Origin of the sequence: Nitrosomonas sp. Nm34, assembly GCF_900113925.1 — a bacterium.
Taxonomy (GTDB): domain Bacteria; phylum Pseudomonadota; class Gammaproteobacteria; order Burkholderiales; family Nitrosomonadaceae; genus Nitrosomonas.
The window spans coordinates 119729-143192 of the sequence record NZ_FORD01000004.1 but is presented as its reverse complement, the minus strand read 5'-3'; the positions used below and the strand labels follow the sequence as shown (position 1 = coordinate 143192).

The following is a 23464-nucleotide window of genomic DNA, read 5'->3' as shown; positions in this document are numbered from 1 at the left end:
CCGGGCAATAGCGACACGATACGACAAGCTGAAGCGAAATTATGAAAGTATGGTAGCCATAGCGTGTGGATATCTGTGGCTACCTATGTGAAATGTCAACAGACCCTAAATAAAAGCGTCAAATTTTTTTCACAATAAGCATAAACAGCAGCCACAGATGAGGGGGAATGGATATTGAGCTGCTTCATTCTTGTCACCCCTTAAAACTTGACACCCATTCCCTAATTCTGTACGCTGCGCGCCACTTGCCTCAGGTGCCTTCTTGAATTTGTTATCTTGAAGGTTAAACGGGAAGCTGGTGCGCTCTGATTCGATTCAGACTATGCCAGCACTGCCCCCGCAACGGTAAATGGGTTAGCGATCTATATCATGCCACTGTGTGATGACATGGGAAGGCGTAGATCAGGAATGAATTCCGCTCATGAGTCCGGAGACCGGCCTGAAGTAAAAATTACGTTATTGCGGAGGGCAATAATCGGCATTTTGATTGGCTTGGTTCAAAGCCGATCGGCTTGTCTATTACTCAATTCCTCTGCAAGACGGACCTGTTAACCTGACAACGCGCGGGTGTGCGCGGAGGAATGAACTCATGCAAAAATGCCGATCATCGGCAATGGCTGTGTTATGGCTAGGCACAGCTACGACTGCAGCTACCACTGTATTGGCTGAAAATATAGATCATCCAGGAAAGCCCATTATCGTAACTGCAACGCGTACTGCCCAGACGACAGAAGAATCGCTTGCTTCAGTCACTGTAATCTCACGCAAAGATATCGAGCGCCAACAAGCCAGATCACTTGAGGATTTGTTCCGTGGGGTACTGGGCATCAATGTCAACAATAATGGTGGTCCGGGTAAAGGCACTTTTCTGCAGATGCGTGGGACTGAATCTGATCATGTTCTGGTATTGATTGACGGCATCAAGGCAGGATCAGCCACATCGGGAACGACGGCCTTTGAAAATATCCCTGTTGAACAGATTGAGCGCATTGAAATTGTGCGCGGTCCGCGTTCCAGTTTGTATGGCTCCGAAGCAATCGGTGGCGTCATTCAGATTTTTACGCGCAAGGGTGTGGGTGAGGGCATTAAGCCAAGCTTTAGTTTTGGTGGGGGTAGCTACACGACGTTCAATGGTTCGATCGGTCTTTCAGGCGGTGGCAAGCAGGGCTGGTTCAATATGACGGTAAGTGGTATTGGCACCAGCGGTTTTAATGCCTGTACCGGCTCGGCTACTGCGGGATGTTTTACCGATCAACCTGATCCGGATCGGGATGGGTATCGCAATGTGGCCGGTTCTGCCCGCGCAGGGTATCGTTTCCAGAACGGATTGGAAATCGAGGGTAATTTTATGCATTCAGCAGGCAAAACTGAATTTGATGGCAGTTTTGTCAACAAAGCTGTCATAGCACAACAGGTTTTCGGTGGCTCTGCGCGTTTCTCGCCCTTCGATTTCTGGCGGGTGAATATCATTGCAGGTCGTAGCCGGGATGATGCGGATAATTACCTGGGCAAGGTTTTTATGACGCGGTTTGATACCACACGTGACACCATTACCTGGCAAAATAATTTTATGCTGCATCAGAATCATCAACTGACAGTGGGCACGGATTATCAGCATGATCAGGTCAACAGCACCGAAGCGTTTACCGTAAACTCACGTGGCAATTGGGGCGTTTTTGCCCAGTATCTGGCCTCTCTTGCAGCGCATAATGTGCAGTTATCGCTGCGGCATGATGACAATCAGCAATTTGGCAGCCGGGTCACTGGGGGGGCTGGCTGGGGTTATGCCATCACTGACAAGGTCCGTCTGATTGCCAGTTTTGGCAGTGCTTTTAAAGCGCCTACCTTTAACGAGCTCTTTTTTCCGGGCTTTGGCAACGCCAATCTGCGCCCCGAGGAGTCGCGCAGCTTTGAATTTGGTGTACGTGGCAGCCCTGACTGGGGTAATTGGTCATTAAATGTATATCAAACCCGCATTGATGAGTTGATTGCGTTTGATGCCAGCATCTTAGCGCCAGCTAATATCGATCAGGCGCGTATCCAAGGACTGGAAGCCGTCCTCGGCACCCAAATTATGGGCTGGCAACTGAATGGCAATCTGACTTTCCTGGATCCTGAAAATCGCTCATCCGGGCTCAATAAGGGTAATATATTACCCAGACGGGCAGAACAGACATTTCGCCTGGATATCGATCGCCAGTTTGGTCGATACAGGGTAGGGGCCATGTTTCTGGCTGAAGGCGAACGCTTCGATGATATAGCTAATACACGCAAACTTGACAGCTATGTGAAATTTGATTTGCGCGCTGAATATATAATGAGCAAACACTGGCGTCTACTGGGTCGAATTGAAAATCTGTTTAATGAACACTATGAAACAGCAGCATTCTTCAATCAGCCGGGGCGTAATTTCTTCGCTACTTTACGTTATCAACCTTAACAAGGAGTCAAAAAATGTTTACCTTATCCACTCGCAATCAAATGGGTATCGGTCTAGCACTGGTATCACTGATGATCATTACCCGCGGCCATCATTTTGCCTCATTGCATAATCTGCCGGATGCTTCCTGGCTCATTTTCTTTCTGGCTGGAGTCTATTTACGTTCAGCCTGGCCATTACTGGGTTTTCTGGCGCTTGGCGGCTGGCTTGATTTTGCAGCTTATACCTGGGGGGGTGTCAGCGGTTTCTGTTTGACGCCGGCTTATGTGTTTTTATTGCCAGCTTATACTTCCTTATGGCTCGCGGGTCGGTGGTATGCCCATCGCCATCAATATGCCTTACGCACGTTGATGCCACTTTCTCTCAGCATGCTGACCGGCTTAACGTTATGCGAATTATTTTCCAGTGGCGGTTTTTATTTCTTCTCCGGCCGTTTCGAGTCTACGACATGGGCTGAATTTGCAGAGCGATCCATCAAGTATTTCCCGATGTATATTGAATCCTTCCTGATTTATGCAGGGATTGCGATAGTCATGCATGCTGCATGGGTAGCGCTACGCCAGCAATTCAATTCCTCTAACACCTCGGCAGGCTAACACTATGTCAGATTCTGGAGAGGATCGTGAAAACGAAACTGCGTGCCATTGCATGCCCCCTCAACCGGAGGGTGAAAAAGCAGAGTCAGAACGGGAAAAACGCTACCGTGAGCGCATGCAGCGCAAGAAAGAAGTCATCGATGCTACTATTGCTCGTGCGGATAAGGAGAAAGGTTTACTGCTGATCCTCACCGGCAATGGCAAAGGCAAATCCAGCTCGGCATTTGGTATGATTGCCCGCGCGCTGGGGCATGGCATGCGGGTAGGGGTCGCGCAATTCATTAAAAGCCGTACTGATACCGGCGAAGAAGCCTTTTTCCGACGCCAGGAAAATGTGATCTGGCATGTGCTGGGAGAGGGCTTTACCTGGGACACGCAAGATCTGGCACGAGATAGCGAGACGGCCCAACGCGGCTGGGCGATTGTACAGGAAATGTTGCGTGATCCGGCGTTGGATTTGATCGTGCTCGACGAATTGACCTACCCAATCAAATTTGGCTGGCTGAATTTGAGCATGGTGCTGAATGACTTAAACAATCGCCCATCCATGCAACATGTGGTCATTACTGGACGTGCCGCACCCGATGCGCTTTGTGAAGCAGCGGATACGGTCACAGAAATGCGTGATATCAAGCATGCTTATCGGGCTGGTATCCAGGCGCAAAAAGGGATTGATTTGTGAAACAGTGCCCCGCACTACTTGTCACGGCACCCGCATCAGGGCAAGGTAAAACAACCCTTACTGCCGCACTTGCCCGATTTCATCGGAATCAAGGGCGCGAGGTACGTGTATTCAAGGTTGGCCCGGATTTTCTTGATCCGATGATTCTGGAGCAAGCATCCGGCCATCCAGTTTATCAGCTGGATTTGTGGATGGGTGGTCAATCACATTGCCAGCAGCTTTTATATCAGGCTGCCGCTACTGCAGATTTGATTTTAATCGAGGGCGTCATGGGGCTCTTTGATGGTGAACCATCCAGTGCCGATCTTGCGGTAACATTTGGCATTCCCGTGTTGACAGTTATCGACGCGACTGCAATGGCGCAAACTTTTGGTGCGGTAGCCCATGGACTGGCAACCTTCCGTCCTGACTGCAAAATGATCGGTGTATTGGCGAATCAAGTTGCAAGCTCAGTTCATGAAGAAATGCTCAAAGAGAGCTTGCCAAAACATTTGTCATGGCTTGGCTCACTCCCGCGCCATGTCAGTGGTGAATTACCCAGCCGTCACTTGGGATTAGTCCAGGCAAACCAGATTAATTATTTGGATCGCTATCTGGAGCAGGTAGCTGAATATATAGCTTTGACCAGTTTACACGAACTGCCCCCTGCCATAACCTTTATGGTACCGGAGGATTTACCGACGATCACGCCAGCGCTCAAAGGAATACGGATTGCAGTCGCTACCGATGCCGCGTTTAGTTTTGTTTATCAGGCTAATCTGGATCTGTTAAACGCACTGGGTGCGCAACTGAAATTTTTTTCACCGCTGGACGATACTTCACTGCCTGAAGCAGATAGCCTTTATCTGCCCGGTGGTTATCCTGAGCTATACATGGAAAAGCTTGCGGCCAATCAAAGTATGCACCAAGCCATTCATGGTCATTATGCGGCAGGTAAACCGATTGTTGCAGAATGTGGCGGCATGCTCTATCTGCTTTCAACCCTGACAGATCATCATGGCAAAACAGTCGATTTGTTAAACTTGTTTTCAGGCAAAGCGACGATGCAGCGCAATCTGGTTAATCTAGGCCTTCATTCAGCCAGATTTCCCCAAGGAGAGTTACGCGGACAAACCTTTCACCATTCACATTTGGAAACAGCCATTCAGCCCTCAGCATTGACACAACCAGCAAGAAAAGGGCTTCGATCTGAGGCGCTATTTCATTTAGGACGTTTAACTGCTTCCTTTATGCATTGGTACATGCCTTCAAACCCGACTGTCACAGCTGCATTATTTTCACCATGAGCCCCTATGCCTTCGGCAAATTAGAACGAGACGCCATCTATCGGGTGATAGCCGAGCGCCGCGACATGCGCCATTTTCTCCCTGATCCGGTGGATCCGCTTGTGTTTAAACGCGTGCTCGCTGCCGCTCATCAGGCACCCAGTGTAGGCTTGATGCAGCCATGGCGGTTTGTACGCATTACTGATACTCAGCTGCGCAATGCTTTAGCTTCCCTGGTAGAGGAAGAGCGTGTTCGCACTGCAGCCGCATTGGGTGAGCGAGGTGATGAATTCATGCGCCTGAAAGTGGAAGGCATTCGTGAATGCGGTGAACTGCTGGTGGCTGCCTTGTGTGACCAACGCGAGCAGCATATTTTCGGCCGCCGTACTTTGCCGGAAATGGATCTGGCTTCGGTGGCATGCGCTATCCAGAATTTATGGCTGGCTGCCCGTGCCGAAGGTCTGGGTATGGGCTGGGTTTCATTATTTGATCCGATTCAGCTTGCTGAGTTATTGCATATGCCAGTAGACAGCAAACCAATCGCTATTTTGTGTCTGGGCCATGTCGAAGCATTTTATCCTGCACCGATGTTAAAGCTGGTAGGTTGGGCAGATGAGCGCCCATTGGATGAATTAGTTTTTCATAACACTTGGGGCAACATTGAAAAATGAGCACCTTTCTGGTTGTTCTGATTGCATTGCTACTGGACGCATGGCTGGGAGAGCCTCGTCGGTTCCATCCATTAGTAGGGTTTGGCAAGTTAGCAGAATTGACTGAACGCTATTTTTACTCAGACGCCAGGATGCATGGCAGCATGGCTGTGCTGTTGTTGGTTGCCCCCTTGATCTTGCTTACGGCATGGATTGATTTTACTCCCTGGCATGTTGTTATCGATGCGCTCGTGTTGTACCTGGCGATTGGCTGGAATAGCCTGGGTACGCATGCCAGTAGGGTAGAGCATGCTTTGCTGGCAGATAATCTGGCAGCTGCACGCCAACAGGTAGGTTTGCTGGTGAGCCGCGATACAGCTGAGTTGAATCATGTTGCTGTCACGCAAGCAACCATTGAGTCCGTTTTGGAGAATGGCAATGATGCCATTTTTGGTGCCATTTTCTGGTTTGTCTTGGCCGGTGCCCCTGGTGTTATCGCCTATCGCCTGATTAATACATTGGATGCTATGTGGGGTTATCGCAATGAGCGCTACTATCATTTTGGTTGGGCAGCAGCGCGACTGGATGATTACTTGAATTTCATTCCGGCTCGGCTGACTGCTCTCAGCTATGCGCTAACTGGCAAAGTACGTCATGCCCTGATATGTTGGCGTACTCAGGGAACCATCTGGAAAAGTCCTAATGCAGGGCCAGTCATGGCGGCAGGCGCAGGTAGTCTCAGTCTTTCACTCGGTGGGCCTGCCTGCTATCACGGCAAATTGGAAGCCCGCCCTCTTTTGGGAACAGGACAGGAGCCTGAGATCCGCGATATTGATCGCGCATTAGCATTGATCAAACGCGCATTAATCCTCTGGCTGCTTGTTATCTGCACAGGAGAATGGTTTCTTGGACGCCTGGCAGCAACTTAATCATCATGGCCCATTGCATCATGGCGGGCGACTACGCGCGGCAGCGACGCACTTTGCTATACCATTGGAAAATTGGCTTGATCTTTCAACCGGCCTCAATACCAATGGCTGGCCTGTTAGAACACCGCCTGCATCCAGCTGGACGCGATTACCAGAAGAGGAGGATGAACTGAATGCTGCTGCCAGCCGCTATTATGGAGCAGGTTTTCTCTTGCCAGTGGCAGGTTCACAAGCGGCTATCCAGTCATTGCCACAACTGCGCGCACCTTCCCGTGTCAGCGTGCTGAACCCCGGCTATGCTGAACATGCCCACGCATGGAAACGCAACCATCATACGGTCTCGGCGGTATCGCCTGAGCAGATAGATACAATTTTACCCAATACGGATGTCCTGATTATTATCCACCCGAACAATCCGACAGGTGCGACCTTTCCAATCAGCCAGCTACTCAACTGGCATGCTCAACTAGCGCAACGTGGCGGCTGGTTAATCGTGGATGAAGCCTTTATCGATGCCACACCGGAATTGAGTATTGCCTCTCATACGACGAAGCCTGGTCTGATTGTATTGCGCTCTTTAGGTAAATTCTTTGGCTTGGCGGGTGCGCGCGTAGGCTTTGTCTGTGCCCACCCGCAATTATTAATAGCACTGAATAACCTGCTGGGCCCCTGGACAGTGAACGGACCGGCACGCTGGATGGCCATACAAGCGCTGCAGGATAAAAACTGGCAGGAGAAAGCTCGCCAGCGTCTGCTGCAGGATAGTGAGCGTTTACATTCATTACTAAGCCAGTATCATCTCACCCCACACGGGGGTAGTGCCTTTTTTCAATGGGTATGTTCAGCAAAAGCGAGTGATATCTTTGAGGAACTGGCTGGTCAGGGTATCCTGACTCGACTCTTTACTGAGCCGGGCAGTCTGCGTTTCGGTCTGCCTACTACTGAAGCTGGATGGCAACGGCTGGACAGAGCACTGGCTCGAATTTAACAGCACCTCTATGAACGCACAAACATTGATGATTCAGGGAACTACTTCAGATGCGGGCAAAAGCATGCTGGTCACCGCTTTGTGCCGCTGGCTGTCGCGCCAGGGTATCCGCGTGGCACCTTTCAAGCCGCAGAATATGGCGTTGAACAGTGTAGTCAGCAGTAATGGTGGGGAAATTGGCCGTGCACAGGCGGTACAGGCATGGGCCGCCGGTTTGGCACCGCATACCGATATGAATCCGGTCTTATTGAAACCTAATACGGATAAAAATGCGCAAATTATCATTCACGGCCATGTGGTGGCCAATATGGATGCTTGCGGTTTTCACAACTATAAATCGATTGCACTGAACGCCGTGCTCGAATCCCATGCGCGTTTAGCTGCGCAATACGAGAGGATCATCGTGGAAGGAGCCGGTTCTCCGGCAGAAATCAATCTGCGTGCCAATGACATTGCCAATATGGGGTTCGCCGAAGCGGTCGACTGCCCAGTAATTCTCGTTGCGGATATTGACCGTGGCGGTGTGTTTGCACATCTGGTTGGCACGCTCGCATTACTGAGTGAGAGCGAGCAGGCGCGCATCAAGGGTTTTGTCATTAACCGCTTTCGCGGAGATATGGCCTTATTGCAGCCCGGGCTGGATTGGTTGGAACAATATACCGGTAAGCCGGTATTGGGGGTATTGCCTTATTTTCAAGGGTTACATCTGGAAGCTGAAGATGCGTTGCCGCAAACAGCTGGCTTGATTGCACTGGCAGAGCATGAGCATTTACGGGTTATTGTGCCGGCATTGCCACGTATCAGTAACCATACCGATTTTGATCCCCTGCGCCTGCATCCGCAGGTCAAGCTGCAATTTATCGGTCCAGGCGAAACGATTCCTCCAGCAGATTTGATCATTCTGCCTGGCTCCAAAAGCGTGCGTGCTGATCTGGAATGGCTGCGCCAACAGGACTGGGAACACGTTATCCGGCAACATCTGCGCTATGGCGGCAAGCTGATCGGTATCTGCGGCGGTTTTCAGATGCTGGGTGAAGGGATTCATGATCCTGACGGTCTGGAAGGGGAGGCTGGCAGTAGTACACAGGGGATGGCTTTTTTTAAGATGAGTACCACATTACAATCTGACAAATTACTGCGCAACGTGCAAGGCACCCTGGCGTATCAGAGTGCGAATGTGAGCGGCTATGAAATTCATTGTGGCGCAACTACCTTCCACAAGAACTATTCGCCGGCAGTTTATTTGCCACAAGGGTCAGATGGCGCCATGAGTGACGATGGGCTGATTATGGGCAGTTATCTGCATGGTTTGTTTGAATCTGCTGAAGCGTGCGCTGCGTTATTGGGTTGGGCTGGTCTGAAAGATAATTCTCAGCCATCCAATTATCATGCTGTCTGTGAGGCAGCCTTTAACCGGTTGGCGGATAGCATCGAATACTACCTTGATACCAGGCGGCTATGTCAATTACTCGATTTGCAAGGCGTCTGCGCATGACTAACAGCAAAACATTCATTCTAGGTGGGATACGCTCTGGTAAGAGTAGGCTGGCAGAACGTCTGGCAATCCAGAGCCATTTGCCAGTAATCTATATCGCGACGGCTACTATTCAAGATGCCGAAATGCAGGCACGCATTGAATTGCATCGGGCCAATCGTCCTGCTCACTGGCAGGTGATGGAAGAACCCTTGCAACTGGCGGCAGTACTCAGTCAACAGGCAGCAGAAAATCACTGCCTGTTGGTCGATTGCCTAACGCTGTGGCTGACCAATCTGCTGCTGCATGAGGAGCGCACTGTGTTTGAGCGTGAACATGCAGCCTTTCTCTCTGTTCTGCCAACGCTACCCGGACGTATTATTCTGGTCAGTAATGAAACCAACATGGGAGTGATCCCCATGGGTGAATTAAGCCGCCGCTACTGCGATGAAGCAGGTAAACTGCATCAACTGATTGCCCGGCAATGCGAACAGGTGATTCTGACAGTGGCCGGTCTGCCGCATTATCTTAAGGGAAGCTCGTGAAAAAAAATATTCCACTCGATTGGCTCAAGATAGCGCCAGCGATGCCGAATGAACAAATTCGTCAGGCAGCGCTACAGCATCAGATGCAGCTGACTAAACCACCGGGTGCGCTTGGCCGTCTGGAAGAGATCGCGGTCCAGCTCGCTGCGTTGCAACATACCTTGCATCCCTGCGTCGACCAGGTGCAGATCTCGATATTTGCGGCAGATCATGGCGTTGCTACTGAGAATATTTCTGCTTTTCCGCAGTCCGTCACCACTGAGATGATCAAAAATTTTGCTGCCGGTGGCGCGGCGATTAATGTGCTGGCACGCACTCTTGGTGCGCAGCTGGAAATCATCAATCTTGGTACCGTGCATTCAACTGATGCGCTGAGCAATGTGAAGCACTATCACCTCGGAGCCGGTACCGCCAATTTTGTACACACAGCTGCGATGAGTGAGGATCAGCTGGCTGCCGCCCTTAATGCAGGCTGTGCCAGCGCGGAACAAGCACAGGCTAACAATCGGCAGTTATTGATAGCAGGGGAGATGGGCATCGGCAATACTACCAGTGCGACTGCGCTTGCCTGCCTGTTGCTGAACGCATCCCCTGCCCAACTGGCCGGAGCAGGTAGCGGGCTGGACAGCAAAGGAATTGCTCATAAAATTAATATAATAGAACGGGCATTAACCTTGCATCGTTGCCATACGCATTCACCTTTGGAAGCATTACGCCGTGTCGGAGGATTCGAGATTGCTGCCCTAACGGGTGCCTATATCCGTGGTGCTCAACTTGGTCTGCCACTGCTGATCGATGGGTTTATCAGCACTGTAGCAGCGCTTACTGCCGAACAGATTTGCCTGGGGAGTAGAAATTGGTTTATTTATGCACATCAGTCCGCCGAATCCGGCCATGTTCATGTGCTCAAAGCACTCCAAGCTACCCCTTTGCTTGATTTGACTATGCGTTTGGGAGAAGGTAGTGGTGCGGCCGTAGCGGTCAATCTGCTGCGCATGGCCTGTCGTTTGCACAATGAAATGGCGACGTTTTCTTCCGCTCACGTTTCAACCAAAACATAATAATAAAGCAATCGCATGACTTCTATGACGTTTATTGATCTGCTCAGGCATGGTGACACTGGCCATGGTGGACGGTTTTGTGGCAGTACTGATCATGCTTTGACCGAAGCAGGTTGGCAGCAGATGTGGATGCGTGTTGAGCAAACTCCGAGGCATTGGCAGCATATCATTACCTCTCCCCTGAAGCGCTGTGCGCATTTTGCTCAGGCGCTGTCAGAACGCTACACTATTCCATTCACACAGGACGCACGTCTGCAGGAAATTCATTTCGGTCAATGGGAGGGATACACTCCTGTTGAGTTGATGCAGGCTGACGCTGAAGCACTTATCCGCTTCTGGCGTAATCCATTAGATCATCCACCTCCACAGGCAGAGCATTTACTGAATTTTAATGCACGTGTGCTAGGAGCATGGCAGGACATTCACACCGAGTTTGCCGGTCAGAACATCCTGCTGGTTACTCATAGCGGGGTCATGCGCATTCTGCTGTGTCACCTTCACCAGCAACCCCTGCAACAACTGTTGAATTTTGACGTACCTTACGCGGCCATGCAAACGGTTGAGGTGAAATGGCATGAAAATGTCTGCCAGGTCACGCTCAAGAGCCATAAGCCAGCATGATCAAACCTTTTCTGGTCGCAGTACAATTTCTTACCCGCTTGCCGGTACTTCTCTCCTCATCACTCAGTGAGAAAACTGTGGGTTATTCCTTGTTGTTTTATCCACTAGTTGGTCTGATGATTGGTGCACTGCTGAGTGCATTGGGCTGGCTATTGCGTGATGCGCCACCATTGGTAGTGGCTGCTTTGCTGCTTAGCGGCTGGGTTGTGCTCACCGGTGGATTGCATCTGGATGGCATAGCTGACAGTGCCGATGCCTGGGTGGGCGGCATGGGAGATACAGAAAAAACCCTGGTCATCATGAAAGACCCCAACTGCGGTCCAGCGGGAGTGATGGCCATCCTGTTAGTGCTGCAGCTTAAATTTGTTACACTGCATAGTTTATTTATGGCGCATAATTGGATTGTCCTATTATATGCGACCATTCTTCCCAGAACGCTGATTCCACTTTTGTTTTTAACTACACCGTACGTACGTAGCCATGGGCTGGGTACAGCGCTGGCAACTTATCAGCCACGCAAACTCAGTATTTTTGTGATTACTGTTACACCTCTCTTATTGCTACTGATGACAGGGCTGGATTATTTCTGGCTAATCCTCATGACTATTCTGATATTTTTAGTATTGCGCCTTATGATGATGCAACGCATCCGTGGCACAACAGGTGATACTGCCGGTGCATTGATTGAGATAACTGAAACCAGCGTGTTGTTGACAGCTGTTTTGCTGGTACCGATTAATAATGCTTGATTTCATCAACCACGTTTAAAACGGGTAAACAGCAATTGAGAAAGGGAAGGGAGGAGGTAAAAAAATCAATCGCTGGTGCCGATGTCGGCAAACCCAGCGATTGATTTTTATGCCATAAAACCAGAACACTTAAATTTATTGGATGCTTTTCTACTTCACGTTTGAGTAATGAAGCCTTCTGAACAGCCTAGTTAAATTTAAAAGTCCATTCCTGTGTCCAATCATCATTGGCATCTTTGAATGCACCTACATAATCGACAGTATCAAAGAATGGATCATTGACCGGTGCGCCACCCAAAGTCAGCGGTGATCCTGTCGCGGGTAAATAGCCATTCAGGAGTGCATCTTCAGTTTTGTTTCCAGCTTGGGAATTAAACCAGTCTGTGACAGAGAACGTCGCATCTACACCATCTTTAAAGTTAGTAGCGCAATTTACAAAAGAATTAACCATCGTTAATTCACCACTTAGATTGCCTGGAGTTCCTGCATTTTGAAAAGTGGCTCCGCCATCGATGGTTATACATACTGGAAAGCCCGTCACAACAGTATTCCAAATATTCGCACCCGTACCACGGCGTAATAGAAAACCTTCGGTGGCAACAGGGGCGCCCAGCATGGTCATATTCGAAAGAATCGGTTTTGCGCGAGGCAAGCTATCATTATTGACTTCATTGTTATCTGCTTCGACACCACGGTCGCCATCATTAGCAGATTGTTTTATCAGTACGAATTGGGCGCGACCTCTCCATCCGCTCCCCCAGTCCAGACTGTCATCTTCATTTTCAGTCAGTACCAAATGCTTCATCTGTGCTGTACCACCAAACATTTCAACCCCGTCATCCAGGCCTTTATGAACCTGAACAAAATCAATCACTGTGCCTGAACCTACACCATTGAGCGTTAATCCATTCAATTCTTCATTAGGGCGCACGGCAAAGCCGGCGAAAAGAATTTGTGTATATTTGATTACGCCACTGTTATCTTCAGTATTATTGCCGCCAAAAGATTCGGATGTGATAGCTTCAAAAGGGATTTCGCACACAGCGACTCCTTCATTACAACCGTTTACCGGCGCATTACCGGCAAGTACCAAACCGCCCCATTCGCCACCACTCTGCTGTAACGGGCCGCTCATGACAATAGGATTATCCGGTGTTCCTTCAGCCATAATCTTTGAACCGCGTCTGATCCACAAGAAATCAGCTCCCTGTTGACCAAAAATTTTTGTGCCTGGATTAATGGTTAATGTAGCGCTGTCAGTATTATTGCCACCGATAAAAACGCCGCCTGATAAAATCCACTGAGTATTTTTAGTCAAGGTGATATCTTGCTTGATTTCACCACTTAAAACACAGGATCCCTGGTTAGGTCCAGGTGTGGAAAAAGAAGGACAGCCTTGAAAATTATTGCTGACCAATTGCGCAACGGTAAAACGCAAAGGATCAGATCCAGGTACTAACTGAAGCTTAACATAAAACTCTTCCGCACCTACGACGACAGATGGTACATGTACAGCTGCTGTTGCTGAATCAAATACAACACGCTGTTGTCCCTTTGCAGGGGGTATAACGTCAGCAGCTATCAGTTGTAGATCACTACCAGTAACTTGCAGTTTCGCGCTGTAAAAAGAGGATGTTGCGCCATCTAAAACTTCCACTACAGGAAAGTCAACCACACCCGTCGCAGGATCAAAGCTAGCTGTTGCCGCATGACTATTTGCTGCAACCATACCTAACAGAGATGCTGCGGCTATTGCCAATCCTGCCCGCTTATTCTCAAACCTTACCATTTATTATCTCCAAAAATAAAATTGTGGCGACCTAAAAACGACCATCCTCGCCGCAAGCAGCAGGGGATTACGCCGTTTTTTCCCTTCGGGGCAGCCGCCTTTCCGTTTCTAACGCCCGAGGGGACGGGGAAGTGAATCCGAAGGATTAAACATTTTGCTTTAACAAATTTAGCAAGTTAATATGACAAGATTGTTACTTTGCTATGACATAAAGGGTGTTTCATGCAAAATAAATTAATGCATTGTGTCTTACCTGCATAATTTAGAGCGTTAGCTTTTCAGTAAAGAGTAAAAAGTAAAATTTTTTACAAGTAATTGAACTAATAAGGAAATTCATATAATGGTGATTTCTGCAATCCAATTAACATGGAAATCAACCATAATGAGGAAGGGGAAGGTGTCATACAAATAGTCAACTGTCAGGAATACTGATAGCAAGCATTTGAATATAACCCTTCAATCTAACAACCGTAGTTGACTGCTTGATTGGAGAATCCAATCTACAATAAATCGTGGTATTTCAATAATTTTCTCATTCACCCGACCCACCCCATCCAGTTACAGTTGTCAGGTTAAATAAACATGACACCCAGCTGGCATAGCCTGAGCATCAGAGAAAATGATATATTATTTTGTAACTTCTAAGCTTGTGCTGAAAAGGATCAATAGCTGGATTTTGTTTTGGATTAAAAATTAATACGCACCCCTACATTAAACTGACGCCCCCGCCGGAATTGGCGTGAGATCTCGTTGCCCTGCAAGACCAGTACATCGTCATCCAGCAGGTTTTGCGCAGTCATACGCATGGAAAGCCATTTGTTGACTGCCTGATTGAAAACAAAATCCAGTTGATGAAAAGGCTGTTCATATTTATCCGGCGCACCCAGTAATCCAGCAGCGACAATACGTTCGCTAGCGATGTTATATAGCAAGGTTGCCTGTGTTTTCCAGCCGGGATTTTCATATCCGATCTGGAAATTAAAGATATGCTTGGAGTGACCTTGCAACTGGCGGTTATTGGTCGTTTGTGCTTGCAGGTTCTCTGCATTCAATTTAACCGTGGAATCGGACCAGGTATAATTTGCGCCTGCATAAAAATTATTAAGCAAAGGGTGCAGAAAACCCAATTGTTTTAATAATTCAAGCTCAAACCCGAAAACCGTGGCTTTGTCAGCATTCTGGAAAGTTTGTAGACCTGCCGTGCCAGGCAAAGAAACGAGTTCAATGGGTTTGGTTAAATCCTTCCAGAAAAAACTGGCCATCAAATTTTCACTGGGTGATAAATAATATTCCCAACGTACATCATAATTAGTCACATCTGTCTGCTTTAAATTAGGGTTGCCGATTGTTTCAGTGTTAGTGTTGAGATCGGTAAAGGGCGCGGGTGATAATTCTCTGAAATCCGGTCTTGAAATTGTCTGGCTGAAACCCGCCCGTAATTGCTGCTTGTCGGTGATAAACCAGGTGGTTGTTACTGAAGGTAGCGCATCCACCCGTTTTAATCTGCTGGTCACAGATTGATTGGTATTGGCAACATTCTGAAATGTTTCAACAAACTGGTTATTATCTTCCCAGCGTACGCCACCCGTTACATTGAATCTTTCATACATAGTCAGATCCAGCTTGCCATAATATGAAAAGAGTTTCTGAGTGGCGTTGTAGCTGTCTGTTGGGCGCGTCGTATCTCTTAATTGGAAACCATTTGGGCCGATAAAGCGGGGTTGCAGAATGGATTCCAGTGAAGATTGCCCCAGAACTGCCGGATTTCTTCCATCCGGCCCCACAGGGAAAAAAGTAAAACGCTGAATACTTGAATCCCTGGATTTATCCTGATGAATAAAACCGCTATTCAGATTTGCCTTATAGTTTGGGGAAAATTCAAGGGGTAATTTTCCATCAACACGCCAGCTTTGGTCCTTATCTGTCAAATCAGAGAACATGGTCTGATTACTGTCCGCTCTGCGGGAAAAAGCAAAACTGCCATCCGGAAGTTCATCATAGCGGTAATCCCGCGTGTTCGGCTCCTCTCTTTTGGCGGTTGCATTGGTATATAACCAGTTAAGGGAAAGATCTTTCAACCAATCCAAATGATGCTCCCCGCCCACCTGTTGCATCAACAGTTGATTAGAAAAGAATTTAAGCTTCGTTCTGCGCACATCGGTCGTTTCCGCATCAGTAAAGCCCTGGTCTATTCTTGCTTCATCAACTGATTGACGCAAAAACATCGTTCTGGAGAAAATTCGATGTTTGTCCTTGTATTCTATATCTGCAGCAAGATATCCATTTAACTGCACTTCTTCCAACGTTCGCCTTACGTCAAAATCCCGAGCCAGCCGTAAACTGCCATCACTGGCATCAGTTCTTGGCGTGAATTCCCGATTGATTTCATGCAGATTCCTGAACTGTTGACTCCATCCCCCTGCTGCGATATAGCCCGCTCTAAAATTACCCATATTAAATACATCACCCATGGCGAGTTGTAATTCTCTATCCGGCCCTTTCTTTTTTTCTGATACATCCCAAACATCAGATAGATCCTCTCCAAAGGTTTCAATTTGCTGAGAGGTAAATCCATTAGGATTAAAAGTGGTTTGTGGCTGGAGAGTGCTGCCATCTTTGGTAGCCTCAGCAATCGAGTTAGGTAAACTACGTGCGCCGTCATCAAAACTCAGAAAATCAGTGTCACCTCCTTTATAAGAAAGGCCCTTGTCAAAAGTGGTCCGGTCATTAAAGCCGGTTTGGGCGCTGAAATTAAAGAAAAACTCATCCGGTATGCCACGGGTACGCATTTCCAATGTACCGCCGGCAAACTCACCAGGCCGATCAGCGGAATAAGATTTTTGTACCTGAACACTTTCGAGAAAGTTGGTAGGGAAAAGGTCGAGTGGCACAACACGGCGCGTTGCATCCGGGCTCGGAATCGCCGCCCCATTGACTAAGGTTGAGGAAAAGCGCTCACCCAGACCACGAATAAAGATAAACTGACCCCCTACTAATGTTAGACCAGAAGCTCTTCTTAATGCGCTGGCCACATCAGAGTCCCCACTGCGGCTGAATTGCTCGGCACCGAGGACGGTCGTTACCTGTGTTGAAGTTTTCTGTTCTTCAATGACCGAGGTCAATGTTCCCGCTAGAAATGGCTCCAAGACGACATATTCCGCCAACTCAACACCGGCCGGAGTCAAATTGAAGGATAATTCGGTTGTCTGATTCTTGGTGATTTTTATTTCATCTTGCGTTTGGCTGCTATAAGCTGGGTGGAGCAACGAAACGCTATAGCTACCGACCGGGATGCTCGCTTCCAGCTGACCCTGTTCATTTGTTCTGAGCTGCTGCTTCAGGCCGCTCACAAAAATCTGCACATCCTTGATCGGTTTTTTCGTTTCCACAGAAAGAACTTTTACGCTCATAATGCCATCCCCTGCAACTGGCGGCTTCTCGCCTGGCGCTTCAGAGCCTGCAATGGTACCGGCAACGGAGCTTTCAATGTTGAGTAACGGCTCTTTGCCATCGGAATAAAAAGTCACCAGAATTTGCACATTCTCAGCGGTATGTAAAGGCAAATCAAAGGCAAATGTCTGATCGCTTGTTTTGAGTTTGAAATGATACTTACCGGATGGTAATTTTGCTGCGATGCTGCCATTGGCATTTGTTTTAAGGAAAGGCTGGTCTTCAACACGCCAGGTAAGCAGGGAGGGCGTAGCTTCAATGAGTTGTGCATCCGTTCTTTCGTATGTCATGCTGCTGATCGTGAGTTCTGCATCAGCAATAGGCAGGCCATCCTGAAAGAGGTGAATCGAAAACTCTGCCTTTTCAGTCTCTCCCCATGCAAGAGAGTTAAAAAAAATTGCAGTGCACAAAATGACCGGATAAAGAAAAGATTTTTTCATCTTATTTTTGTAATTTTTATTTCTGGAAAAATATTTGCGATGAAAATCTGTCTGCTTAACACAGCATCCAACAAGCATGATTAATCGGGGTAAACATTAGGTGTAAAAAGCCCTCTCTTCACCGGCAATGAAATTGCACCAGAAGATAATTTATTAATGAAAAAGGGATAATGCTACTACTTGGAAGGTATCAAGGCGGCATAAGGGGGAATGCCATCAAATACGCATTGCAATCGTAATGAACGCAAGCTCCACAGTCAGCAGAACATGTAATGAGGTAGCCATGACATGCTCTGATTTCTGTCATTGCAAGAATTAAACGCATTGCCATGGTTCGGTCTTGCAGATTTCCATCAATCGACGAAGCTCAGTGCCTTTTCTGAAAAGCTCGGCATCTTTTAAATGGTCCAAATGCTTATTAGCTTCTGGAAAGCGCTTACTTGAGAATAAGGCATACGCAAGCGCATAGCGTACTTCTTGATCATCCAATACTCCGGACCGATACAAGCTTGATTCCATATTGGCAGCACGTTCGAATTGCTTTAATGCAAGCAGAATGGAGAGCCGTTGTTTAAGTTTTACTTTCTGATCACTGATGCTTTCATTCAGCGTCAATGCCTTATGAAAACGACCTGCACGCCGATAAATCTCTCCTGCTTCAGCTTGTAGGCCTGGATTCAATAAAGCGGCTTGCTCAAGGATGAATGCAGCCGAATTGAGTTTTCCCTGATCTAGATAAGTGTGTGCCAGCAGTTTTGCGACTACTTCATTCTCAGGGAATCGTAGACGCGCGATTTCCAGGATGTCTAGTGCTTCCTGATATTGCTTGCTTAACCGCAATGCATTACCAATGGCGACATAGTCCTCCGCAGCCGCCTCTGATTGCTTGAGGTATTGCCTGCCCAATTGGGTCGCTTCATGATATAAACCAAGCTCAACAAAATAAAAAACCTTACGTCTAAGAAAACTGAAATCCTTTGGATAGAGCCTCTGGCCCTCATCCAGTGCATTGATAGCGTTAGCTGTTTCTTTCAGATGCCAATAAGCTTGTGCCTTTAGAGTGATTAAGGCTGCTTTGCTGCCATGTTCGCCTGCCTTGTCAATGGACTGAATCGTATCTCGATACGCTTTGAGCGCATAATGAACTTGCGCCAGATAGACAAAAATGACTGAATCTGTCTGCCCATTTTTAATCGCCAGCTGCAAACTGTCTTTGGCTGCTGCAAAATCATTCAGATTCATATAAGCCAAGCCTTGTAGCGTATAAAACCTCGCCAGATCAGTTTTTTTATCCTTCAGATCCACACTCTGCAAGGCTAATAAAGCGCGATCACTATGACCGTCTTTTAGCATGACAGCTGCAAGATCGAGGAAATCTGTCGGTTGTGATTTGTTATCGGCAGCCCAACTCATACTGCAGTAGTATCCCAGTATAATAACAATTATCAGATGGCCAATTGGTCTAGCCGTTAGGTATTTCATTGTAATCACAGCTTTTAAATCAGGATAAATCGAATCGAATTTTTTGCTTTGCCCACACTTTGACAACTTCACCTTTGTACTTTGCCGGCTCAAACTGCCAGGATCGAATGCCCTGCAGTGCAGCAGCGTCAAAAATCCCTGACGGATTCGATTCCAGCACTTGTACTTGATTGACTGAGCCATCAGTCTCTACGAGTACTGACAAGACAACATAGCCTTTAATACCATTCTTTTTTGCTGTAGGCGGGTATTTAAATGCTCCTCTGGCTATCGGCTTAGGCGGAACATCAACCAGATCAGCGGTCATCACAGTATTGGCTGTTTTACCAATTAAAGAATCATCCAGATCATTTATTGCCCCATTATCCAGACCTAGCGATCCCATATCTATGCCGGAAAGTCCTGCACCAAATCCTTTGAAAGATGGGGCTGCTTGCTGAGGTCGGGACATTTTTTTTGGTTCTACTTTCTTAACCTCTTTTTTAGGTTCCGGCTTGATTTCTCGTTCCACGGCGATATCAGTGACCTCCTGTGCAGGTGCCTTCTCAACCGGTCCCATATAACGGTTCATCCACCATATCAGACCGAAAACCAGTATCAATCCAAGTACCATAGATACAGCTCCTGCCATATGTTGTTTCAGATTCATCGTGTCCATTGATCTCTTTACCCCGCTTCTTTTTTAGTGGCAACCCCAACGCTTTCTGCCCCTGCCAAGCGAGCTTGGTCTACCACCTCAACCAGTTTTCCTGCAGGAACACCTTCATCTGTCACCACCAAAACGATTTTGCTGGAAGCATTATTCAACAAATCACGTAACTTACTTTGTATCAACCACAAACGTATCGGTTCGCCATCCAAGTAAGTATCGCCGTTGCGGTCAACAAACAGGCGAATGGCCTTACTCGAGGCAGTAACGGCGCTACTCGCTTTAGGCCGCTCCAGCTCTAGTTTCATGTCTTTGACAAAAGATGCCGTTACCATGAAGAAAATCAGTAATATGAAAACCATATCGATCATTGGTGTCATATCGATCGTAGCTTCGGCTTCAGCAGGTTCATTATTTCTTCTCATCATGATCTATTTCTCGTTTGTAGTGGATGTTTGATGACACAGCAAGTCTTTGACCTGAGAAAGATCCTGTTCAATCTGCTGTTGTCTCCTATTCAGAATACTGTTTGCTAATACACCTGGAACCGCGACAGTCAGTCCCATCTGGGTAGTAAATAAAGCTTCGGCGATGCCGCCTGCAATACCACCAGACTGAGAGTGCACCGTCATAGTTGATAGTGACTGGAACGTTTCAATCATTCCTGTCACGGTACCCAATAGACCCAGTAAAGGCGCAATCAGAACAGCAACGCGAGTGAGCGAAGAAAACTTGGTAATTTCTCTTTCATAGTCATAAAAGGCAGCGTCCAGATGACGTCGTAGGTTTTTGACCTTTCCCTGCTGTTTTTTTAAACGGAGGCCTTGTTTGATCGCTCTGGCCACAATACTTCTGGCGGGCTTATCATCATGCTCATGGTAATAGCGCAACATATCGCGTACACCCATCAACTTGCGGTCTTTCATAACCCAGAACCGATATCCTACGCCATACCAAAGTAACAGGATGCAAAGTACTAGTGGAGGCATGACAACACCCCCTATAATAAATAACTCCTTGATCCATATAATTAATTCTGAGGGATTCATTTCAAGAATTCTTTATGGCAAGACTTTTTCATTCACATTAATAGGCACAGGAGCTTCTTCCAAATCAAGTCTGCCGCCCATAAAAATGTTAATAATTCTGAGCGCCGAATGTTCCATGTCACGTTTAATATTTCTCGCCCAAGTAGACAATAAAGAGCCTAGCAACAAGGTTGGAATAGCAATGACGAGTCCTAATTCGGTCGTCACTAATGCGATAGAGATACCTTCAGACAACAATCTCGGATCGCTGGTACCAAACTGGGTGATCGAATCAAATGTTTCAATCATTCCGGTAACTGTGCCCAGTAAACCAAGCAGAGGGGCTACCGAGGCTATCACTAAAATAGCGGATCCAAATCGGTCCAAGGGTCCGGATTCTTGCAGAATCGCCTCATAAACAATGCCTTCCATGTGATCCCGATCATCTTTCAAATGATGCAATGTATACAGTAAAACACGGCCAATGGCAGATGATGAATTATCTTCACAGCTTTTCTTTGCCACATCCAGGTCGCCTGCGGCAAGCTGAGGTAAGATATGATCAGATAAATGTTTCGTATCGGTACTGTTTGAATGCAGCAAATAAGTCCGGATCAGGATAAAAAATCCACCTATGACACCCAGTGCCACGATGACCCAGCCGATAGCCCCTCCTGAATCGACATGTTGTAATAATGTTTGCTCATGCATCTCCTCAACGGCAGTAGTGCGTGATTCAAATAAATATAACTCTAGCGTATCCGGCTGCTGGTTTTTGCTCAAAGCAATTGCACTTTCCGCACCTGCGCTTTTCCAGATCTTAAAATCGCCGCCTCCTGCTGGAGCCAAGCTGCCGTTGCCATCGGGACTGATTCCATATGCTGCGATATTGCCTAGATAAATAAGGGTCCCTGCAGCCTGTTTTCCATTTTCCAGAAAAAATTTTCCTGGTTTTGTCTGAATTTCTCCAAGACCCTGAAGTAAAGACAATGCTTGGTTAAACAAAAAATTTACCCTGACATGATCATTATCTTTAGCTTCTTTCATGGATACAGGCATTTCAATGCCATAATTTTTGAGGCTCGCTTCCGCCTGAAGGTAAGTTGTTTCCAAACCATCGCTGCGTTCTGTAACGGCGGCTTCTTTACGTTCAATTTCTGTTAACTGTGCAGTCAGTTGGTCTATTTTTGCCGAACGATCAACAGAACTGCGTTCAAGCGCGCTAATCTTGCTGAGAAGCGCCTGTTCCTCGCGGTTTGCAGTAGCTTGATAGTTTTTTAGTCGTTCAGACAGCTCCCGTTTCTGTGCTTCCAGGAAGGCGTACTCGCGTTTATAGGCAGTTTCCAGATTAACTACTTCCTGCTTGGATGAGCCTTGCTTTTTTGGTGACGCAGCTTCGATTTTTTCTTCTGGCGTTGATACGCTTATATTTTCTGAAGTATCTGTGGCTTTATTTTCTTTGGCATAAGCTGAGGTCACCGCCATCAGTAATAGTGTTATCAATAATAATTTATTCATTTTCTCAACGGATTTGGTATTTCAAAATAACCCTGACGTATCTGTTTCTTCAATGAGTCAAATAAAATTTTGATACGCTCAAATTCCTTGGTGTCGCCAACGGTCTCAAATTTCCAACCACCATCCGCCGATCGTTTGGCCATCCCGCCTCTGTTATCCCTGGTTTGAAAAAGAAGGAGTACCGTACCCAGTTTTGCAATATCCACCAGCACGTTTTCTCCATCCAACGCTATGGTCTGCTGGTAAATTCCATTTTCCTTACTCAGTCGAATTTCATCTTCTATTAGAGCCCATGCCTGGCTGGCTGCTTTACTAGGATCAATCAACTGTTGAGCAACATTATTCTCCAGATTTTCAAGTGCCTTGATACGATCTTCCGTCTTAAATGGAAAACCTGTTTGAATGTGCTGCTTATAGTTTTTTAGTATGTCTAGTAAGACGGGTTTCAGACTCTCACCTGATTGCTCCGCCTTCTTAGTGTCAGCAGTCATTTTTTCTATGGAATGCTGCAGTTTCTCAATACTCATTTTCTGCCTTCTATCTTCCACACTTAAATCTGCCAATTGAGAATTGAGTGCAGACATTCTGCTGCCATGTTTTTCCTTTTCAGTATCCAGTTGTGTTTGTAATGTCTCGACTTCGCCTCGAATCTTGGCCAGTGCCTTTGCCAGATTCTCCACACTACTTCCCATCGCTGTCGGTGCAGGAGTTAAAAATATCAATCCAATGAATAAAATTGTTTTCTTTAGAAAATATTTCAGCATAAGTCCCAATGCATAAAATGAATTAAGTGGGTAAGACGGATAGCATGCAATCTGAATTTGCAATCCGTTATTAGCAATTGCCGCATGCTACTAGCTGAATATTTCATTATCGTTACGATCAGATGACATTAAACATTAAATACTCGTCATCTGCAAAACAACTCATTTATATACAATAAGTTACATAAATGTGGAAATAATCGGGATTCATGAGCGCCCAGGCGAATGCGCTTGATTTTTCTTGATAAGATAAGTGGATAATGTGAGATGGAATGTAGCGGAAGAAAAATGATTAGAGCGTCACAAAACTTTTATATTAAATCTATAAGATAAGAATCCACATA

The 23464-nt window shown here is 47.0% G+C and carries 20 protein-coding genes, 1 pseudogene and 1 riboswitch; of the genes and pseudogenes, 13 read left to right on the top strand and 8 right to left on the bottom strand.

All coding sequences use genetic code 11. The features are described 5' to 3' along the window. The 13 genes and pseudogenes from BM283_RS17915 to BM283_RS03170 all read left to right on the top strand — a co-directional run. A pseudogene (locus BM283_RS17915) lies at positions 1 to 91 on the top strand (IS5/IS1182 family transposase); the annotation flags it as partial. 144 nt (positions 92 to 235) lie between these two features. Beyond that, positions 236 to 458, top strand: a riboswitch (cobalamin riboswitch). 131 nt (positions 459 to 589) lie between these two features. Beyond that, the gene (gene btuB / locus BM283_RS03225) at positions 590 to 2440 is read left to right on the top strand and encodes a TonB-dependent vitamin B12 receptor (protein WP_090689384.1); all 1851 of its coding nucleotides are present in this window, start codon (positions 590 to 592) and stop codon (positions 2438 to 2440) included. Between the two features lie 14 nt (positions 2441 to 2454). Beyond that, positions 2455 to 3036, top strand: coding sequence for a hypothetical protein (locus tag BM283_RS03220; protein WP_090689381.1), 582 nt, complete (start codon positions 2455 to 2457; stop codon positions 3034 to 3036). Positions 3037 to 3088: 52 nt separating this feature from the next. Beyond that, complete coding sequence (gene cobO, locus BM283_RS03215; RefSeq protein ID WP_090689378.1) at positions 3089 to 3718, top strand: cob(I)yrinic acid a,c-diamide adenosyltransferase; 630 nt, start codon at positions 3089 to 3091, stop codon at positions 3716 to 3718. Beyond that, a complete protein-coding gene (locus tag BM283_RS03210; RefSeq protein ID WP_090689375.1) occupies positions 3715 to 5004 on the top strand; it encodes a cobyrinic acid a,c-diamide synthase CobB in 1290 nt (429 codons plus the stop codon). Before cobO ends, BM283_RS03210 begins: the two co-directional genes overlap by 4 nt. Continuing rightward, entirely contained in the window at positions 5001 to 5654 is a 654-nt protein-coding gene (gene bluB / locus BM283_RS03205) for a 5,6-dimethylbenzimidazole synthase (protein WP_090689373.1), read from the top strand. The genes BM283_RS03210 and bluB overlap by 4 nt, the downstream gene beginning before the upstream one ends. Then, positions 5651 to 6562 (top strand): adenosylcobinamide-phosphate synthase CbiB, encoded by a 912-nt coding sequence (gene cbiB, locus BM283_RS03200; protein WP_090689370.1) that lies wholly within the window; start codon positions 5651 to 5653, stop codon positions 6560 to 6562. The genes bluB and cbiB overlap by 4 nt, the downstream gene beginning before the upstream one ends. Further along, positions 6540 to 7550 (top strand): threonine-phosphate decarboxylase CobD, encoded by a 1011-nt coding sequence (gene cobD / locus BM283_RS03195; RefSeq protein ID WP_254776129.1) that lies wholly within the window; start codon positions 6540 to 6542, stop codon positions 7548 to 7550. Before cbiB ends, cobD begins: the two co-directional genes overlap by 23 nt. A gap of 10 nt (positions 7551 to 7560) precedes the next feature. Beyond that, positions 7561 to 9045 carry a cobyric acid synthase gene (locus tag BM283_RS03190; RefSeq protein WP_090689367.1) on the top strand — a complete coding sequence of 495 codons (1485 nt, stop codon included), beginning with the start codon at positions 7561 to 7563 and terminating at the stop codon, positions 9043 to 9045. Then, positions 9042 to 9569: a bifunctional adenosylcobinamide kinase/adenosylcobinamide-phosphate guanylyltransferase gene (gene cobU / locus BM283_RS03185; protein ID WP_090689364.1), complete on the top strand. Its 528-nt coding sequence runs from the start codon at positions 9042 to 9044 to the stop codon at positions 9567 to 9569. The genes BM283_RS03190 and cobU overlap by 4 nt, the downstream gene beginning before the upstream one ends. Then, positions 9566 to 10630: a nicotinate-nucleotide--dimethylbenzimidazole phosphoribosyltransferase gene (cobT, locus tag BM283_RS03180; protein WP_254776128.1), complete on the top strand. Its 1065-nt coding sequence runs from the start codon at positions 9566 to 9568 to the stop codon at positions 10628 to 10630. Before cobU ends, cobT begins: the two co-directional genes overlap by 4 nt. A gap of 24 nt (positions 10631 to 10654) precedes the next feature. Next, a complete protein-coding gene (locus tag BM283_RS03175) occupies positions 10655 to 11251 on the top strand; it encodes a histidine phosphatase family protein (protein ID WP_090689359.1) in 597 nt (198 codons plus the stop codon). Further along, positions 11248 to 12000 carry an adenosylcobinamide-GDP ribazoletransferase gene (locus BM283_RS03170; protein ID WP_217646421.1) on the top strand — a complete coding sequence of 251 codons (753 nt, stop codon included), beginning with the start codon at positions 11248 to 11250 and terminating at the stop codon, positions 11998 to 12000. The genes BM283_RS03175 and BM283_RS03170 overlap by 4 nt, the downstream gene beginning before the upstream one ends. Positions 12001 to 12187: 187 nt before the next feature. Here BM283_RS03170 and BM283_RS03165 read toward each other — a convergent pair whose 3' ends face one another. From BM283_RS03165 to BM283_RS03130, 8 genes are all read right to left on the bottom strand, one after another. After that, a complete protein-coding gene (locus BM283_RS03165) occupies positions 12188 to 13789 on the bottom strand; it encodes a hypothetical protein (protein ID WP_090689354.1) in 1602 nt (533 codons plus the stop codon). A gap of 686 nt (positions 13790 to 14475) precedes the next feature. Next, positions 14476 to 17679, bottom strand: coding sequence for a TonB-dependent receptor domain-containing protein (locus BM283_RS03160; RefSeq protein ID WP_090689416.1), 3204 nt, complete (start codon positions 17677 to 17679; stop codon positions 14476 to 14478). A gap of 315 nt (positions 17680 to 17994) precedes the next feature. Beyond that, on the bottom strand, positions 17995 to 19092 hold the full coding sequence (locus BM283_RS03155) for a tetratricopeptide repeat protein (protein ID WP_254776126.1): 1098 nt from the start codon (positions 19090 to 19092) through the stop codon (positions 17995 to 17997). 88 nt (positions 19093 to 19180) lie between these two features. Next, positions 19181 to 19819: an energy transducer TonB gene (locus BM283_RS03150; protein WP_090689345.1), complete on the bottom strand. Its 639-nt coding sequence runs from the start codon at positions 19817 to 19819 to the stop codon at positions 19181 to 19183. Positions 19820 to 19827: 8 nt separating this feature from the next. Continuing rightward, positions 19828 to 20238 carry an ExbD/TolR family protein gene (locus BM283_RS03145; protein ID WP_254776124.1) on the bottom strand — a complete coding sequence of 137 codons (411 nt, stop codon included), beginning with the start codon at positions 20236 to 20238 and terminating at the stop codon, positions 19828 to 19830. Between the two features lie 3 nt (positions 20239 to 20241). Continuing rightward, on the bottom strand, positions 20242 to 20799 hold the full coding sequence (locus tag BM283_RS03140) for a MotA/TolQ/ExbB proton channel family protein (protein WP_254776123.1): 558 nt from the start codon (positions 20797 to 20799) through the stop codon (positions 20242 to 20244). Positions 20800 to 20871: 72 nt separating this feature from the next. Beyond that, positions 20872 to 22356, bottom strand: a complete 1485-nt coding sequence (locus BM283_RS03135) for a MotA/TolQ/ExbB proton channel family protein (protein WP_090689338.1) — start codon at positions 22354 to 22356, stop codon at positions 20872 to 20874. Beyond that, positions 22353 to 23120 (bottom strand): DUF3450 domain-containing protein, encoded by a 768-nt coding sequence (locus tag BM283_RS03130; RefSeq protein WP_090689335.1) that lies wholly within the window; start codon positions 23118 to 23120, stop codon positions 22353 to 22355. Before BM283_RS03130 ends, BM283_RS03135 begins: the two co-directional genes overlap by 4 nt. Positions 23121 to 23464: the final 344 nt, after the last annotated feature.

Excerpts from the sequence above, each read along its gene's own strand:
- btuB (WP_090689384.1), top strand. The coding sequence starts at position 590 with ATGCAAAAATGCCGATCATCGGCAATGGCTGTGTTATGGCTAGGCACA.
- BM283_RS03220 (WP_090689381.1), top strand. The coding sequence starts at position 2,455 with ATGTTTACCTTATCCACTCGCAATCAAATGGGTATCGGTCTAGCACTG.
- cobO (WP_090689378.1), top strand. The coding sequence starts at position 3,089 with ATGCCCCCTCAACCGGAGGGTGAAAAAGCAGAGTCAGAACGGGAAAAA.
- bluB (WP_090689373.1), top strand. The coding sequence starts at position 5,001 with ATGAGCCCCTATGCCTTCGGCAAATTAGAACGAGACGCCATCTATCGG.
- cbiB (WP_090689370.1), top strand. The coding sequence starts at position 5,651 with ATGAGCACCTTTCTGGTTGTTCTGATTGCATTGCTACTGGACGCATGG.
- BM283_RS03190 (WP_090689367.1), top strand. The coding sequence starts at position 7,561 with ATGAACGCACAAACATTGATGATTCAGGGAACTACTTCAGATGCGGGC.
- cobU (WP_090689364.1), top strand. The coding sequence starts at position 9,042 with ATGACTAACAGCAAAACATTCATTCTAGGTGGGATACGCTCTGGTAAG.
- BM283_RS03175 (WP_090689359.1), top strand. The coding sequence starts at position 10,655 with ATGACGTTTATTGATCTGCTCAGGCATGGTGACACTGGCCATGGTGGA.
- BM283_RS03170 (WP_217646421.1), top strand. The coding sequence starts at position 11,248 with ATGATCAAACCTTTTCTGGTCGCAGTACAATTTCTTACCCGCTTGCCG.
- BM283_RS03165 (WP_090689354.1), bottom strand. The coding sequence starts at position 13,789 with ATGGTAAGGTTTGAGAATAAGCGGGCAGGATTGGCAATAGCCGCAGCA.
- BM283_RS03160 (WP_090689416.1), bottom strand. The coding sequence starts at position 17,679 with ATGAAAAAATCTTTTCTTTATCCGGTCATTTTGTGCACTGCAATTTTT.
- BM283_RS03155 (WP_254776126.1), bottom strand. The coding sequence starts at position 19,092 with ATGAGTTGGGCTGCCGATAACAAATCACAACCGACAGATTTCCTCGAT.
- BM283_RS03150 (WP_090689345.1), bottom strand. The coding sequence starts at position 19,819 with ATGGACACGATGAATCTGAAACAACATATGGCAGGAGCTGTATCTATG.
- BM283_RS03145 (WP_254776124.1), bottom strand. The coding sequence starts at position 20,238 with ATGATGAGAAGAAATAATGAACCTGCTGAAGCCGAAGCTACGATCGAT.
- BM283_RS03140 (WP_254776123.1), bottom strand. The coding sequence starts at position 20,799 with ATGCCTCCACTAGTACTTTGCATCCTGTTACTTTGGTATGGCGTAGGA.
- BM283_RS03135 (WP_090689338.1), bottom strand. The coding sequence starts at position 22,356 with ATGAATAAATTATTATTGATAACACTATTACTGATGGCGGTGACCTCA.
- BM283_RS03130 (WP_090689335.1), bottom strand. The coding sequence starts at position 23,120 with ATGCTGAAATATTTTCTAAAGAAAACAATTTTATTCATTGGATTGATA.